Source organism: Paraburkholderia sp. PAMB 6770 (assembly GCF_057748135.1).
Genome location: NZ_CM173238.1, coordinates 794,297 through 810,660, shown reverse-complemented (window position 1 = coordinate 810,660; position 16,364 = coordinate 794,297). Strand labels below are relative to the sequence as shown.

Annotated in this window: 14 protein-coding genes; 3 read left to right on the top strand and 11 right to left on the bottom strand. The window is 66.3% G+C overall.

What is annotated here, in order from left to right:
• Positions 1–29: 29 nt before the first annotated feature.
• The 8 genes from AC3AP7_RS03870 to AC3AP7_RS03835 all read right to left on the bottom strand — a co-directional run bounded on the left by AC3AP7_RS03870 (position 30) and on the right by AC3AP7_RS03835 (position 8,184).
• Entirely contained in the window at positions 30–968 is a 939-nt protein-coding gene (locus AC3AP7_RS03870) for a branched-chain amino acid ABC transporter permease (protein ID WP_475765390.1), read from the bottom strand.
• A gap of 3 nt (positions 969–971) precedes the next feature.
• The gene (locus AC3AP7_RS03865) at positions 972–1,421 is read right to left on the bottom strand and encodes an acyl-CoA thioesterase (protein WP_475765393.1); all 450 of its coding nucleotides are present in this window, start codon (positions 1,419–1,421) and stop codon (positions 972–974) included.
• A gap of 31 nt (positions 1,422–1,452) precedes the next feature.
• Positions 1,453–2,601 carry an iron-containing alcohol dehydrogenase gene (locus tag AC3AP7_RS03860; protein WP_475765395.1) on the bottom strand — a complete coding sequence of 383 codons (1,149 nt, stop codon included), beginning with the start codon at positions 2,599–2,601 and terminating at the stop codon, positions 1,453–1,455.
• Between the two features lie 135 nt (positions 2,602–2,736).
• Complete coding sequence (locus AC3AP7_RS03855) at positions 2,737–3,267, bottom strand: NUDIX domain-containing protein (RefSeq protein ID WP_475765397.1); 531 nt, start codon at positions 3,265–3,267, stop codon at positions 2,737–2,739.
• Positions 3,268–3,534: 267 nt separating this feature from the next.
• Positions 3,535–3,864, bottom strand: coding sequence for a hypothetical protein (locus AC3AP7_RS03850; RefSeq protein WP_475765399.1), 330 nt, complete (start codon positions 3,862–3,864; stop codon positions 3,535–3,537).
• Between the two features lie 453 nt (positions 3,865–4,317).
• Entirely contained in the window at positions 4,318–5,220 is a 903-nt protein-coding gene (locus tag AC3AP7_RS03845) for an HNH endonuclease family protein (protein WP_488324817.1), read from the bottom strand.
• 251 nt (positions 5,221–5,471) lie between these two features.
• Entirely contained in the window at positions 5,472–6,329 is an 858-nt protein-coding gene (locus tag AC3AP7_RS03840; RefSeq protein WP_475765403.1) for a DUF262 domain-containing protein, read from the bottom strand.
• A gap of 436 nt (positions 6,330–6,765) precedes the next feature.
• The gene (locus AC3AP7_RS03835; RefSeq protein WP_475765405.1) at positions 6,766–8,184 is read right to left on the bottom strand and encodes a YbfB/YjiJ family MFS transporter; all 1,419 of its coding nucleotides are present in this window, start codon (positions 8,182–8,184) and stop codon (positions 6,766–6,768) included.
• Positions 8,185–8,305: 121 nt separating this feature from the next.
• On the opposite strand from AC3AP7_RS03835, the gene AC3AP7_RS03830 reads away from it, so the two are divergent.
• Positions 8,306–9,262 (top strand): LysR family transcriptional regulator, encoded by a 957-nt coding sequence (locus AC3AP7_RS03830; RefSeq protein WP_475765407.1) that lies wholly within the window; start codon positions 8,306–8,308, stop codon positions 9,260–9,262.
• 144 nt (positions 9,263–9,406) lie between these two features.
• Here the strand turns inward: AC3AP7_RS03830 and alaS are convergent, their stop codons facing one another.
• Positions 9,407–12,031 carry an alanine--tRNA ligase gene (gene alaS, locus AC3AP7_RS03825; protein ID WP_475765408.1) on the bottom strand — a complete coding sequence of 875 codons (2,625 nt, stop codon included), beginning with the start codon at positions 12,029–12,031 and terminating at the stop codon, positions 9,407–9,409.
• A gap of 240 nt (positions 12,032–12,271) precedes the next feature.
• Between alaS and AC3AP7_RS03820 the strand changes: the two genes are divergently transcribed.
• Together AC3AP7_RS03820 and AC3AP7_RS03815 are read left to right on the top strand one after the other, a co-directional pair.
• A complete protein-coding gene (locus AC3AP7_RS03820) occupies positions 12,272–13,492 on the top strand; it encodes a CaiB/BaiF CoA transferase family protein (protein ID WP_475765410.1) in 1,221 nt (406 codons plus the stop codon).
• A gap of 143 nt (positions 13,493–13,635) precedes the next feature.
• A complete protein-coding gene (locus AC3AP7_RS03815; RefSeq protein ID WP_475765412.1) occupies positions 13,636–15,345 on the top strand; it encodes a glutamine--tRNA ligase/YqeY domain fusion protein in 1,710 nt (569 codons plus the stop codon).
• Positions 15,346–15,373: 28 nt separating this feature from the next.
• On the opposite strand, the gene AC3AP7_RS03810 is transcribed toward AC3AP7_RS03815, so the two are convergent.
• Together AC3AP7_RS03810 and AC3AP7_RS03805 are read right to left on the bottom strand one after the other, a co-directional pair.
• Complete coding sequence (locus AC3AP7_RS03810) at positions 15,374–15,823, bottom strand: NUDIX hydrolase (RefSeq protein ID WP_475767797.1); 450 nt, start codon at positions 15,821–15,823, stop codon at positions 15,374–15,376.
• A gap of 23 nt (positions 15,824–15,846) precedes the next feature.
• Positions 15,847–16,236, bottom strand: a complete 390-nt coding sequence (locus AC3AP7_RS03805; RefSeq protein WP_475765414.1) for a hypothetical protein — start codon at positions 16,234–16,236, stop codon at positions 15,847–15,849.
• Between the last annotated feature and the right edge of the window lie 128 nt (positions 16,237–16,364).

The following is a 16,364-nucleotide window of genomic DNA, read 5'->3' as shown; positions in this document are numbered from 1 at the left end:
CCCGCTCGTGCGCCTGCTGAAGTTTCCGGTCACGCATCGTCGTCCCGCCGTCCGGACAGGCCGCGCGGACGCACGGCCAGCATCGCGACCATCAGCAGATACGGCAGCAGCGGCGCGATCTGCGCGAGCGTGAGCCCGCTCCATGACGCGGGCAGCGTCCCGCCGAGTCCGTTTGCCACCGCGCCGAGCGACAGGTCGCTCGCCACCGCGAAGGTCTGCATGCAGCCGATCAGCAGCGAAGCGAACAACGCGCCCGCGAGCGAGCCGAGCCCGCCGATCACGACCACCACGAACACGATCGGCCCCACCGCCTCGGCCATCGACGGTTCGATCACGAAAAGCGGCGCGCCGATCACGCCGGCCAGCGCCGCGAGCGCGGTGCCGAGCGCGAACACGCCGGTGAACACGCGCGGCACGTCGTGCCCGAGCGCTTCGACCGCACGCGGACGGGTCAGCGCCGCGCGCACGATCAGCCCCGTCTTCGAGATGCGCAGCGAGCCGTACAGCAGTGCGAGCATCGCGACGGCGGCGACCATCATGAACGCGCGGTAGCGCGCGAAGCTCACCCCGTACACGGTGAAGAGCGGCCCGTCGAGCAGCGGCGGCACCGGCGCGGCGAGCGTGTCGAGCCCCCAGACGAGCTTCACGCCCTCGCCGATCAGATACGCCGCGCCGAACGTGAGCAGCAGTTCCGCGAGGTGCCCGTGCGCACGCACGCGCCGCAGCAGCCCGCGCTCGAACGCGGCGCCCGCGAGCCCGACCAGCAGCGGCGCCAGCACGAGTGCGCCCCAGAAACCCGCATACGCGGCCACCGAGACGCCGACATACGCACCGAGCATGTAGCAGCTCGCATGGGCGAAGTTCAGCACGCCGAGCAGGCTGAAGATCAGCGTGAGGCCGGCCGACAGCATGAACAGCAACAGCCCGTAGCTGACCCCGTTCAGCAGGTCGATGACGAACGCCTGCACGCGCTAGCCCGCGGCGGGCGCGACCACGAGCGGCGCGAGCGCCGCGCGCAGCGCGGCGGGCAGCTCGACCGGGCGGCGCGTCGCGCGGTCCACGTAGACGTGCACGAAATGCCCTTGCGCGGCCGCCCCGGCCTCGCCGGCGGGAAACAGGCCGACCTCGTAGCGCACGCTCGTCGTGCCGAGCCGCGCGACCCGCAGGCCGGCGTCGATGCTCTGCGGAAACGCGAGCGGCGCGAAGTAGCGGCACTGCGTTTCGACGACGAGCCCGATCGTCGCGCCATGCTCGACGTCGAGCACGCCGGCGCGGATCAGATACGCGTTCACGACGGTGTCGAAATAGCTGTAGTAGACGACGTTGTTCACGTGGCCGTAGACGTCGTTGTCCATCCAGCGGGTCGGGATCGGCAGGAAATGCGCGTAGGCATCGCGCGGCAACGCGGCGGTCGGTTTCATCGGCACAGGGCGGGCGGCAAGGAAGACGGGCTCACAGCGATTCGGCGAGCATGCGCCGGTAATCGTCCGCGCTCGCCTCGCGCGGATTCGTCTTGTGGCAATGATCGACGAGCGCACCCTGCACGACCTTGTCGAACACCGATTCATCGACGCCGAGCGCTTTCAGGCCGCTCGGCAAGCCGAGGCGTTCGCTCATCGCGAACAGTGCGTCGGGCAGATCGGCGTGGTCCGCGAGCCCCATCGCGCGCCGCATCCGCGCAAAGCAGCGATTCGCGACCACGCTCGGCGCGCTCGCGTTGAAGCGCAACACCGCCGGCAGCACGATCGCATTGAGCGTGCCGTGATGCAGCGACGTGCGCCCGCCGACCGGCACCCCGCCGAGCGGATGCGACAGCGAATGCACGCAGCCGAGCCCTTTCTGGAACGCGAGCGCGCCCTGCATCGATGCGCTCATCATGTTCAGCCGCGCGTCGCGGTCGCTGCCGTCGCGGGTCGCGCGCTCGATGTTCGCCCATGCGCGTTCGAGACCGTCGAGCGCGATGCCGTCCGCGGGCGGATTGAAGGCCGGCGCGAGGAAGGTTTCGATGCAGTGCGCGATGGCGTCCATGCCGGTCGCGGCGGTCAGCTGCGGCGGCAGGCCGAGCGTGAGGCCGGGGTCGCAGATCGCCGCCTTCGGCAGCAGATGCCACGAGTGAAAGCCGAGCTTGCGCCCGTCGTTCAGGATCACGATCGCGCCGCGCGCGACCTCGCTGCCCGTGCCCGCCGTCGTGGGCACCGCGATCAGCGGCGCGGCGGAGGCGGTGATCTTCGCGCTGCCGCCTTCGATCGTCGCGTACTGCGTGAGCGAACCGGGATGCGTCACGGCGATTGCCACGCCCTTCGCGAGATCGATCGACGATCCGCCGCCGACCGCGATCAGCCCGTCGCAGCCCGCGTCGCGATAGCGGGCCGCGGCGGCGAGCACCATCGCCTCGGTGGGGTTCGACGGGGTGTCGTCGAATACCGGCGCGGCGCCGCCTTGCAGCGCGGCCAGCACGCGCTCGACGAGCCCCGCCGCGACGACGCCCTTGTCCGAAATCACCAGCGGACGACGGATGCCGCTGCGCGCGCACTCGGCCGGCAGTTGCGCGAGCGCGTCGTAGCCGAGGTGGATGTGCGTCAGATAGTAGAGGTAGGCCATGGCGATGATCCGTTCGGGTGAAGGACAATCAGGGACAATCAGCAACGATCAGGAACACTGCGCAACGCTCCGGCAGCGCAACTGTCCGGCGCCCCTCCGCGCGGCGCGTGCAGGCGAAGGGCGCCGGGTGCGCGCTTACTGCCCGGGCCGCTCGACGAACTCGAACGGCAGGCCGCGCCGGCGCATCCACTCGGCGAGCGCCTGGCCGGTGCCGGCCTTCCACGGGCGCAGCTTCGCGGGTTCGACGAGCCGGTATTCGAGCAGTTCGGGCGACAGCGCAATCGTGCCATACGCGCGCACGTGATAGGCGATGATCAACTCGTTCTTGCGCACGAACTCGTAGACGCCGACCAGCTCGACGCTCTGCGCATGCAGCGCGGTTTCCTCGCGCACCTCGCGGGCGATCCCCTCTTCCGGGGTCTCGCCGTTCTCCAGAAACCCGGTGATCAGCGCGAACATCCCCTCGGGCCAGGCGGCGTTGCGCGCGAGCAGGATTTTGCCCTCGTACTCGACGATCGCGGCCACCACCGGCAGCGGATTGTCCCAATGGACGAAACCGCAGCCGTCGTCGGGACAGGCGCGCCGCAGGCGGCCGCCCTCATGGACGGGGTCCGCGCGCTCGACGAGCGGCGTGGCACAACGGGGGCAGAACTGGTAGTCACTCATGGTGGAAATCGGTCAGTGAAGCGGCGGTTGGACAGCAGTTGGACGGCGGTTGGGCGGCAGTTGGGCGGCCGCTGGCATCGGGCGGGGCCCGATGCGCGGGGGGGTGAGCGGCGACCCGGGGCGGCCGGCGAACTGCCCGGCGTGCGAAGCGCGATCAGCCGTCCGGAACGGCTCGGGACGGCCCCCCGCAGCGATGACGAACGCGAAAGATGACATGGCAGTGGCGAGCGCGCCCGGTGCGGACGCGAAGGGATGGCCGGAAAGCGGTCATTTTAGTGTGGCGGCAGCGATCCGGCTGCGGATCGGGCTATGCCGGCGATTCGGTTTGAGAACGCGCTGCGGGCGTGCGAGCAGGCGTTTGACGAGGATCGCAGGCCAGCGAGCGCCGCGCACGAGGACGCGTCCGGGCTGCAACGAAACAGGCAGAGCCGCATCCGGCGAACCCGACGCACATCGGCCCGCAAGCCTTTGCGCATCCGGCGTGAACGACGCATCGCCGAAACGGAAGCGGCCGTCGGGTCGCGCTCCTGGCGCGATATCGAACGCGTCGTCATCGTCGGGGGGATCGATGCTCGTCAAACGCTTCGAGACGAACACGCCCGCATTCGCACCAGCGCGGTTCAACAGACGCGTAGGCGTGGTTTTGCCGGGACGTACGCCCTGCACCCGCTTTGGCGAGAGCGCGCAAGCACGCAGGAAGAACGGCTTTCCCGAGCGTACAGCACACGCGTGCAACAGGTCTTCGCGAACCAGTAGACCGCATTAAAAAACGTCCCCGTTGCGACCTTAAATTTGTCACCACGCACCGATAAATCGACACGGTGCCAACCGCGTGGCGTTGAGGAGCGGCCGCGGAAAGCAGCGCTGCTGCCAGCTGTGAGTTACCGGTATCGACCCATTAGGGTCCGTCGAATTACCTTGAACCATGAGGCAGCTTCCGAGGTACATGGGTCGTTCGTCGCGTTCAATTGACATTGATCTCAGATCCCGAGAAATGCGGCACCATGCAGTAAGAGGAGCGAAATCATGCCGCCCGCATTAATTCAGTAATCAATCGGTGTCGTCTTCGTCTTTCAAGTTGTTTGATCGGCCGACGAAGTCCAACCCTGAGATTTTCAGTTTCTCGGCGTCAGTACCAATGGTTAACCCCCATCGATCTTCGAGAAACTTCAGCAACCTAATCGTACGCTCGCAAATCTGACGCGCTGTCCATTCGCTCTCATGAGCGATCTCGTTTTCCGAGAAGCACCCGTAGCTGAAGCCCACCTTGTTGTCACGACTGCCCTTCTTTTCCGGAAACGGTTTGTTGCTCAAGGAGGAGTTCTTTCGCTTGGACAGCGGCACCAAGTTTCCGATTGCGTTCTTTAGTACATTTCTCTGCTTAACCGTGAAACTGTCGAATTTATCTTTCCAGTAGGCATTGCTGGCTTTCTGCGGATATATGTGTTCGACGGTGATGTAGTCGCTCCTGAAATCTTCGGCGATAAATTCTTCCCAATTTAGTTTTTCGCGTTCAGCCTTAGACTGCGCTCGCAGTGATTGCTCATACTCGTATAGAAAATATCGACTGCCCCTCCAGCCGTAGTAACCAACTTTTCCAAGGGTACGCATCGTATCCTTAAAATCTTTCGAGCGAACGAACTCGTCAGCATGTTTGTTATATTTCTCCGTGATTTCGGGCACTGTGACTCGACCTGCTACGAGTAATGCGCCATCCTCCTCAGGGGAGACATCACCCATATGGTACCCACGCAGCGACCGCAGAAACATCATCCTCTCGAGTTGTATAAGAAGTGCGAGACGTTCGTCGACTGACGACGATACTCGATAGAGCGCAGTTAGCAGAACTTCACTGGACGTGTTCGAAAGCCGGCTTAAGCGATCCAACTGGATTTTCTCGTCGCCCGAAAAATCCGAATCATTCGGATTGGTGATCTTGTAGTAAAGTTCCACGGTTCGCTTGACATCTGTCGCATATCCGTTAATAAAATTTATATCGAGAGGTGGATGAATTTCAGAATCTGCCGACGAATCGCGGTAAAGACGCTTGGACGTGAATACGTCATCTAATAAATAATCTTTGTACTGATGTCCGTGCCTATAGAAATAAAGGCCCAAGCGTTCGGAGTCGGCATACTGTTCGGGCTGAGGCAAATTAACGTTGAAAAAAAGTAAAAATTGAATCAAAAGAAAGGCGTCATCGTCTAGAGGTTTCGCCTTATTTTTTCCGAGATAGTGATAGGCTGCCTTCCAGCACTCGTTGATCGTTTTCCGAAGTCGATTTTTTCGTGGTCTCCTTCGTCATCATCGGTGTGGGGTAATCGGGTTGAGAGGTATATCAACCTGTTCTTTAGTAATTCGAGGTGAGAAAGCGGTTTCCCACGATTGTTCATCGTCTCGAACGCGACGAACACTTCCACGTCGTCTGAGATTGTGAAGACGTTGAACAGCAGATGCTGCGTAATCTTCGTGTAGAGCGCTTCAATTTCTTCATTCGAAAAATCTTTGATTTTTTCGGCGAAAAAGCTTTTTGCATGCGACAGGTTTTGGGTGTAAATCGTGTCCTCATTTGTCGAATGATTAACCGATTTTTCCAAAAAGATCTTGTTTTTCAAAAACTCATAGCTTGGATTATCTTTTTCGTATCCAAAAATGTAAGAATGCGAAATTCCCTGATCTTTCGACAAGGATATGTATCGCTTGCGAACGTCCGCAACGCTATCGTAGTTTAACGTATTCGGTTCTTTAACCCGTTCTAGTAGACATTGGATCGCAATTATCGCCGTGGTGAGGCGCTGCTGTCCATCAACCACGAAAAACGGTTGATAGTGTTTTGCCTCAATAATCCAGAGGTCATCAGTCCACTGCGCATATGTATCCGGCGCGACGGTTTCCAACGTTAGGACGCCAGTGTAGTGATTCCGCTTCGGTTCAAGCTGGTCGAGATCATTCCAAAAGTCCTTGAGTTGTTTGTCGCCCCATGAATAGCCGCGTTGGTAATCCGGGATACGATAAAGATTTTCCGTGAAAGCTTTCGAAAGCGAAACCAATTCCGAATTCATTGTTGTCCCGTTAGTTTGTGGATCAGTCTGCACTACGGCCGTTGTGCGAGCGCGCTACAATTGTGCCATCTCTGGGGGCTGCGGAAGAGGTGACTAGAGCGGTCCACCCGCTGCACTGCGCAGTCACCGTTTGCACCGGTGAGACTGCTGACTTCCTAGGGAGCATCGGCGAAGGTTCCCAAAGGCCTGCCAGCCGTCACCGGTTTTGCTGGTTTAAATGACCGCTGTCATTGTGCGACCTACGCTCAAATGTCCGTGCCTGTCATTAAGTGAACGTCGTTTCTTGGCCGCTGGCTGCCCCCCGCCCACACATCAGCCCGGATCAGCCCAAGTCAGTGCGGAAATCCCCCCTCCCCGCAGCACAGACCGCCCGCCCGTTCCCCTTTCACATCCCGCAGTCATTGCGCCCCTCCGCCGCGTCACGCGTCCCTGCGCGTTACCGGCCCCGCGCATCGGACGGCACGCGTCCGCGCGCGCGCACGACCAGCCCCAGCGCGCCGCCGAGCAGCGCGCACGCCGCGAGCCACAAGGCCGGCGAGAACGAGCCGGTGTGCGCGGCCACCGGTGCAGCGACCAGCGGTCCGACGATCTGGCCGATCCCGTAGGCGGCGGTCGCATAGCCCATCAGGCCGGCCGCGCGGTTGCCGTGCAGACGGCGTGCCTCGCGCATCGCAAACAGCGTGATCGCGGTGAACGGCAGCCCGATCAGCACACTGCCGAGCGCAAAGCCGCCGACGGTCGGCGACACGATCCCCGCCGCGATTCCGACCGCCTGCACCAGATAGCAGGCCGCCAGCAGCAAGCGGTTGTCCCAGTGCGCCGGCAGCCGCGCCGCCCCCAGCGCACCGGCCACCAGCGCGACGCCGAACATCGGCCAGAACAGGTCGGGCCACGCGGAGCCCGGCAACGCATGACGCGCGATCACCGGCAAAAAGGTCGCGGTGATGATGTAGCCGAAACCGGGAATGCCGTATAGCGCGACGAGCCAGCGCGCATCGGCGCGTGCCCCGGGCCCGGGCCCGCCCGCCGCGTGGGCGCGCGCCGCGGCATCCGCGCGCGCCTGCGCGGCCTGCCTGTCCGCCTGCCTGTCCGCCTGCCTGTCCGCCTGCCTGTCCGCCTGCCTGTCCGCCTCTCTGTCCGCCTCTCTGTCCGCCGTGCCTGACGCCGTGCCTGACGCCGGGCCGTCCGACGGTCGCGCCGTTGCGGCTTCATCAGGGCCTGCCTGCAGTGCGCCGCGGCCACTCAGGCGCCGCGCGCCGAACACCCGCCACACCAGTGCCGACAGCAGCGCGGCGGCGACGCCGAAGCCGAGCCATCCGGCCGCGGCGCCCAGACGGCCCGCCGCGCTGACGAACAGCCCGGTCCCGACGATACCGACGCCCGGCCCCGTATAGATCACTCCGCCCCATTCGGGTGCGCCCTGCTCGGCGAGCTTGCGCAGTCCCCATTGCGACGCGAACACGAAGGTCCACGCGCTGACGGCGCCGGCCGCAAAGCGCACGGCGGCCCAGACCCAGAACGGCTCGGTCAGCGCCATCGCGGCGGTCAGCAGCGCGGTCGCGACGAGCCCGGCGCGCACCATCCGCGCCGGCTCGACGCGCAGCGCGGCACAACTCACCGCGCCGACGAAGTAGCCCGCGTAGTTGAACGACGCGAGCCAGCCGCCGTGACGGATATCGAGGCTGCCGCCGTGCAGCATCAGCGGCAGCAGCGGCGTGAACGCAAAGCGGCCGATGCCGAGCACCACCGCAAGCACCACCATGCAGGCCAGCGCGACGCGCGCAGGCCCCGGCTCGCCGGCAGCGGCCAGCGCGCGCGAGGACGAGGACGAGGACAGGGAGACAGAGTCGTTCATGGACGGGTAAGCCGGTGAGCAGGGCGGCAACGCAAACAGCGCCCGATGTCCGCATGTTAGCTTGACACTCGAATCACGAAAAATGAATAATTTTGATGCCATCCATCCCAAAGAGAGAACCATGGATCTCGCCGAGCTGATGATTTTCCGGGCTGTCGTGCGTGAAAACGGCATCACGCGCGCGGCGGCGAAGCTCAACCGGGTGCAGTCGAACGTCACGACCCGGATCAAGCAGCTCGAAGCGCAGCTTGGCGCCGAGCTGTTCATCCGCGACGGCCGGCGGCTCGTGCTGACGCCGGCCGGCGAAACGTTGCTGCCGTACGCCGAGCGTCTGCTCGCGCTCGCCGACGAAGCGCGCGACGCGCTGCGCGAAAACCGCCCCGGCGGCCGCCTGCGGCTCGGCACGATGGAGAGCACCGCGGCGAGCCGGCTCGCCGGACCGCTGGCCCGCTATCACCAGCGCTGGCCCGACGTCGCGCTAGAACTCGAAACCGGCACCAGCGCGCGCATGATCGAGCGGGTACGTCACTTCGAGATCGACGCCGCGCTGATCGCCACGCCGCGCGGCAGCGGCACGCCGGATCCGCTGTTCGAGGCGGTTCCGGTGTTTCGCGAAGAACTGGTGCTGCTGACCCCGCGCACGCACGGGCCCGTCCGCGACGCGCGCGACATCGCACTGGCCACACTGATTGCGTTCGACCGCGGCTGCGCGTACCGCGCATATGCCGAGCAATGGTACGCGGCATGCGGCGTGCGGCCGGCGCGCGTGCTGGAGCTGGGCTCGTATCACGCGATGATCGCGTGCGTCGCGGCCGGCGCCGGCGTCGCGATCGCGCCGCGCTCGGTGCTGGAATTGCAGCGGCACGAACTCGGCAACGTCGCGCTGCATGCGATCGATGCACTGCCGCGTATCGACACGCAGCTCATCTGGCGTCATGGATACGGATCGCCCGCGCTGCACGCGCTGCGCGCGACGCTGCTCGAATCCGGCAACGTCGCGCCCCCGGGCAAGGGCGCGGCACGAGCGAGCGCGGCACGAGCGAGCGCGGCACGAGCGAGCGCGGCGCGCGCGGCGTAAGCGCGGTGGCGCAGGTCTCGCAGGCCTCGCGGTCTTGCCCCACCGCCACCTCGCGCCCAGCATGCAAAAAGCCGCAGCTGTCCGAGCCCGCGGCTTTTCTTTGCACGAAGCGCCCGGTGCGGGCGCGGTCCGTCGTCGCAGCGCTTACAGTTGCGCTTCGACCCACGCCTTCACGCCGGCCAGCGCGGCCGGCAGGTTGGCCGGCTCGGTGCCGCCCGCCTGCGCCATATCCGGACGGCCGCCGCCCTTGCCGCCCACCTGCTGCGCGACGAAATTCACCAGGTCGCCCGCCTTCACCTTGCGGCTCGCGTCCGCGGTGACGCCGGCGATCAGCGTGACCTTGCCGCCCTCGACCGACGCCAGCACGATTGCCGCGTGCTTCAGCTTGTCCTTCAGCTTGTCGACCGTTTCGCGCAGCGTCTTCGCGTCCGCGCCGTCCAGCGTGGCCGCCAGCACGTGCACGCCGGCCACCTCGACGGCCGCGCTCGCGAGTTCGTCACCCTGGCTCGATGCGAGCTTCGACTTCAGCGCGCCCAGTTCCTTTTCGAGCGCGCGCACCTGGTCCTGCACCTGCGCGATCCGCTGGTTCAGCTCCGACGGCTGCGTCTTCAACGCCGCCGCGGCCGCGTTCAGGCGGGCGTCGAGCGCCTGCACGTAGCGCACCGCGTTGTCGCCGGTGATCGCCTCGACACGGCGGATGCCGGCCGCAACGCCGCCTTCCATCACGATCTTGAAGAACCCGATGTCGCCGGTGCGGTGCACGTGCGTGCCGCCGCACAGCTCGCGCGAGAAGCCGAGGTCGAGCACGCGCACCTCGTCGCCGTATTTCTCGCCGAACAGCGCCATCGCGCCGCCCTTCACCGCTTCGTCGAATGGCATCACGCGCACGATGCCCGGCGCGTTCGCGAGCACTTCCGCGTTGACGATCGCCTCGACCTGGCGGATCTGCTCGTCGGTCATCGGCGCGTTGTGCGCGAAGTCGAAGCGCGTCTTGTCCGGATCGACGAGCGAGCCCTTCTGCTGCACGTGGGCGCCCAGCACCTCGCGCAGCGCCCTGTGCATCAGGTGCGTTGCCGAGTGGTTGCGGGCGGTGCGGGCACGGCGCAGCGTGTCGATTTCCGCCTTCACGACGTCGCCGACCTTCAGCTCGCCCTGGTCGAGCGTACCGTGATGGCCGGTCACGTCGGCCTGCACCTTCTGCGTGTCGCTCACCGCGAAGCGCACACTCGCGTTCGCAAGCACGCCCTGGTCGCCGACCTGGCCGCCCGACTCCGCATAGAACGGCGTGTGGTCGAGCACGACCACCGCCTGCTGGCCGGTCTTCACCGCGTCGACCGACACGCCTTCCACGTACAGCGCGACGACCTTCGCGTCGTCGAACACGATCTGCTCGTAGCCGTGGAACGTGGTCTTCGCGCCCGCGTATTCGAGGCCCTGCGTCATCCTGAACTTGCCGGCCGCGCGCGCCTGCTCGCGCTGGCGCGCCATCGCCTCGTCGAACGCGGGCTCGTCGACCGTCACGCCGCGCTCGCGGCACACGTCCGCGGTCAGATCGAGCGGAAAGCCGTAGGTGTCGTGCAGCTTGAACGCGAGTTCGCCGTCGAGCAGCGTGCCGCCCTTGCCGGCCAGTTCGGCCAGCGCCGCGTCGAGAATCGACATGCCGTGCTCGATCGTCTCGAAGAAGCGCTCTTCTTCCTGGCGCAGCACGTCGGTCACGCGCTGCTGCGCGTCCTTCAGTTCCGGGTACGCGCCGCCCATCTGCGCGACCAGATCCGCGACGAGCCGGTGGAAGAACGCGTCCTTCCTGCCAAGCTTGTAGCCGTGGCGGATCGCGCGGCGCACGATGCGGCGCAGCACGTAGCCGCGGCCCTCGTTGCCCGGGATCACGCCGTCGACGATCAGGAAGGCGCACGCGCGGATGTGGTCGGCAATCACCTTCAGCGAGTTGTTGCCGAGGTCCGCGATGCCGGTCTCGCGCCCCGCGGCCGCGATCAGCGCCTGGAACAGGTCGATTTCGTAGTTGCTGTGCACGTGCTGCAGCACCGCGGCGATGCGTTCGAGCCCCATGCCGGTGTCGACGCACTGCTTCGGCAGCGGCGTCATGTTGCCCTGCGCGTCGCGGTTGAACTGCATGAACACGAGATTCCAGATCTCGATGTAGCGGTCGCCGTCTTCCTCCGGCGAGCCCGGCGGGCCGCCCCAGACCTCCGGGCCGTGGTCGTAGAAGATCTCCGAGCACGGGCCGCACGGGCCGGTGTCGGCCATCTGCCAGAAGTTGTCCGACGCGTAGCGGGCGCCCTTGTTGTCGCCGATGCGGATGATCCGCCCGGCCGGCACGCCGACTTCCTTCGCCCAGATGTCGTACGCTTCGTCGTCCTCGTGGTAGACGGTGACCCACAGCTTGTCCTTCGGCAGCCGGTACGCTTCGGTCAGCAGCTCCCACGCGTAGCGGATCGCGTCGCGCTTGAAGTAGTCGCCGAACGAGAAGTTGCCGAGCATCTCAAAGAACGTGTGGTGGCGCGCGGTGTAGCCGACGTTCTCGAGGTCGTTGTGCTTGCCGCCCGCGCGCACGCTGCGCTGCGCGGTGGTCGCGCGCGAGTACGGGCGGCTCTCCGCGCCGAGGAACACGTCCTTGAACTGCACCATCCCCGAGTTGGTGAAGAGCAGCGTGGGGTCGTTGCCCGGCACGAGGCTCGACGAGCGGACAATCGTGTGACCCTTCGATTCGAAGAATTTGAGGAATTTCTCGCGGATTTCGGCGGCTTTCATAGCGTACGGGGGACGGTCCTGGCTGGATCTGGCGGCATCCGGGGGATGCGCCAACCGAAGGTGGCTTAAACGGCCGATTATACGGGATCGGCGCCCGTGCGCGGCGGCCCGGGACCGCCCCGGTGGGCCGGCGCGGCCGAATCGCTTAAGATGGCCGTCGGCGGCGCGGCGCGCCGCCCGGACGCGACCCCCGCCCGCCCCCCCAACCGATACTCACTCGCCAGGAGACAGGCAACGAAGATGGGCGCTCTCAGTCATATCCGCGTGCTGGACCTCACCCGCGTGCTCGCCGGCCCCTGGTGCGCGCAGACGCTCGCCGATTTCGGCGCCGACGTGATCAAGATCGAACGCCCGCAGGTGGGCGACGACACGCGCCACTGGGGCCCGCCGTACCTGAAGACGCCGGACGGCGCCGACACCCGCGAGGCCGCCTACTACCTCGCGGCGAACCGCAACAAGCGCTCGGTGACGCTCGACATCGCGACCCCCGAGGGCCAGCGCATCGTCCGCGCGCTCGCCGCGCAGAGCGACGTGGTGCTGGAGAACTACAAGGTCGGCCAGCTGAAGAAGTACGGGCTCGACTACGCGTCGCTGAAGGCGGTGAAGCCCGATCTCGTCTATTGCTCGGTGACCGGCTTCGGGCAGACCGGGCCCTACGCGCAGCGCGCCGGCTACGACTTCATCGTGCAGGGGCTCGGCGGCTTCATGAGCATCACCGGCGAGCGCGACGGCCTGCCCGGCGGCGGCCCGCAGAAAGCCGGCGTGGCGATCGCCGACCTGATGACCGGCATGTACGCGACGGTCGCCGTGCTGACCGCGCTCGCGCACCGCGAGCGTACCGGCGAGGGCCAGTACATCGACATGGCGCTGCTCGACGTGCAGGTCGCGATGCTCGCGAACATGAACGCGAACTTCCTCGCGAGCGGGCAGCCGCCGGTGCGCTGGGGCAACGCGCATCCGAACATCGTGCCGTACCAGACGTTCCAGACGAGCGACGGCTGGATCATCGTCGCGGTCGGCAACGACGGGCAGTTCCGCAAGTTCGTCGAGGCGGGGGGCGAGGCGGCGCTCGCCGACGACGCGCGCTTTTCGACCAACCCGGCGCGCGTGCGCCACCGCGACGTCCTCGTGCCGCTCCTCGCCGCGATGGTGCGCCGCCAGACGAAGCCCCAGTGGATCGCCGCGCTCGAGGCCGCCGGCGTGCCGTGCGGGCCGATCAACGATCTCGCCGAAGTGTTCGCCAACGAGCAGGTCCTCGCGCGCGGGATGCAGGTCGAGCTGCCGCATCCGGCCGGCGGCGCGGTGCGGCTCGTGCGCAATCCGATCAACATGAGCGCCACGCCGCCGCAGGCGCGCAGCCATCCGCCCACGCTCGGCGAGCACACCGACAGCGTGCTCGCCGAACTGCTCGGCTACGACGCCGCGCAACTCGCCGCGCTGCGCGCGCAGGCCGTGATCTGACGCGCGCGGGAACCCGGCGCGGGCGGGCGCCGCGCGCGAGGTGGCGCGAGGCGGCGCGCCTCCCGCCGCAACGATGGCCGTCAGGTAGAATTGACAGATCAGCGGGCGCGGCGCGCGCCCCGACCGACCTTCTCCCTTTTCGCATGAATACCGAACGCAACGAAGCGCCCGCGGCATCCAATTTCATCCGCAACATCATCGACGACGACACGCGCTCCGGCAAATGGAGCCAGCGCGTGGAAACGCGCTTTCCGCCCGAGCCGAACGGCTATCTGCACATCGGGCACGCGAAGAGCATCTGCCTGAACTTCGGCATCGCGCAAAGCTACGCCGGCGTGTGCCATCTGCGCTTCGACGACACGAACCCGGAAAAGGAAAGCGTCGAATACGTCGAGTCGATCGTCGACGCGGTGACATGGCTCGGCTTCGACTGGCAGAAGGACGGCCGCGCGCATCTGTACTACGCGAGCGACTATTACGGGCAGCTCTACGCGTTCGCCGAGCTGCTGATCCAGCGCGGCAAGGCATACGTGGACAGCCAGTCGGCCGACGAGATCCGCGCGAACCGCGGCTCGGCCACCGAGCCGGGCACGCCGTCGCGGTTTCGCGAGCGCCCGGTCGAGGAGAACCTCGACCTGTTTCGCCGCATGAAGGCCGGCGAATTCGCCGAGGGCGAGCACGTGCTGCGCGCGAAGATCGACATGGCCTCGCCGAACTTCAACATGCGCGACCCGGTGATCTACCGGATCCGCTTCGCGCATCACTACCGCACTGGCGACACGTGGTGCGTGTATCCGATGTACGACTACGCGCACTGCATTTCGGACGCGCTGGAAAACATCACGCACTCGCTGTGCACGCTCGAATTCGAAGATCATCGCCCGCTGTACGACTGGGTGCTCAACGAACTCGCGGACGCCGGCGTCTTCACGCGGCCGCTGCCGCAGCAGATCGAGTTTTCGCGGCTGAACCTGACCTATGCGATCACCAGCAAGCGCAAGCTGCTGCAACTGGTGACCGAAGGCCACGTCGACGGCTGGGACGACCCGCGCATGCCGACGATCGTCGGCGTGCGCCGGCGCGGCTTCACGCCGGAGGCCATCCGGCTCTTCTGCGAGCGCATCGGCGTGACCAAGGTCGACTCGTGGATCGACATGAGCGTGTTCGAAGGCGCGCTGCGCGACGACCTCGACGACAAGGCGCCGCGCACGGCGGCGGTGCTCGATCCGCTCAAGCTCGTGATCGACAACTTCCCGGAAGGCGTCTCGGAGAACTGCAGCGCGCCGGTCCATCCGCACCACCCGGAGCGCGGCGAGCGCACGTTCCCGATCTCGCGCGAGCTGTGGATCGAGCGCGACGACTTCACCGAAACCCCGCCGAAGGGCTATTTCCGCCTGTTCCCGGGCAACCGCGTGCGGCTGCGCTATGGCTACGTGATCGAATGCACGGGCGCGGAGAAGGACGAGCACGGCAACATCGTCGCGGTGCACTGCAATTACTTCGCCGACAGCAAATCGGGCACCGAAGGCGCGAACACCTACAAGGTGAAGGGCAACATCCACTGGGTGAGCGCCGCGCACGCGTGCGCGGCCGAGGTTCGGATCTACGACCGGCTGTTTCGCGAACCGCAGCCCGACGCGGGCGGGCGCGACTTCCTCGAAGCGCTGAATCCGGATTCGAAGCGCGTGGTGCGCGCCTACCTCGAACCGGGCGCGGGCAACGCGCAACCGGAAGACCGCTTCCAGTTCGAGCGGCACGGCTACTTCGTCGCCGATCGCATCGACTCGAAGCCGGGACAGCCCGTCTTCAACCGCATCGTGAGCCTGCGCGACAGCTGGGGCAAACCAGCCTGAGATCCGGCCGGCGCCGCCGGCCGCGCGCTCACAGCGTGCGGTGCAACTGGTCGAGCGGCAGCACCGTATGAAAGAGCCGCGCGAGGCTGCGGCTCGCGTACCCGTCGATGTCGTCCGGCGCGCACCAGCGGTACGCGTCCATCTCCGGAATCATGACGCCGTCGCGCCGGCGCGGAAACAACGACGTGCACACGCAGCGCGACAGGTCGCGCTCGCTTTCGAGCGCGCGCGCGGCGAACAGGTGAAGGTCCTTGTCATGCCGGTACACGAAGAGGCCGAGATCCTTCAGCCGCGACGGCGGCAGCACGATCCCGGTCTCCTCGACAAGCTCGCGCAGCGCGGTCGTCGCGGGCGCTTCGCCGGGTTCGCCGTGTCCCTTCGGGATATCCCAGTGCGACGTGTCGGTCGCATGCGCGAGCAGCACGCGGCCCTCCGGGTCGAGCAGCACGACACCGCACGACACGACGCGCGGCGTCATCGGCACAGGCGAGCCGGCGCCCTTCAATGACGCTTCTGCAATTGCCACGGGCCGCGGCCGACCCGGCAGAACTGCGGACGCAGCGTCATCGACTGCCCTTTTGCGTTCAGCACGACCGTGACGTCGCGACAGGTCCGCGCCCCCTGGGCGGCACTGCCCCGCGGCGTGATGGTCGCGTCGATGCGCGTGCTGTTGCCGGTGCCGTGGTTGTCCCAGCTCGCGGCCTGGCCGTCCTGATTGCGATCGAGCGCGCCGATCACCGCCGCCTTCACCGAATCGATGTCGCGCGTGCCCATGTAGGCAATCGGCGTGTCGCTGAGGAAGCCGAGGTTGGCCGCGTGCGCCGCGACCGCGCCGGCCAGCAGCCATCCGCTCAGGGTCAGGTGGAGCACGGCACGGGTTCGCGTCGACATGGAGGTTCTCCTCGATAGGGGCGGTGGATCGGTGCAGCGGCCACGGCGCGGACATGATCTGGACCTGAAAAGCATAGCATGGTCACGGGGCATCGATCGTGTCGGCCGGCGTTCGCGCAAGGGCGCCT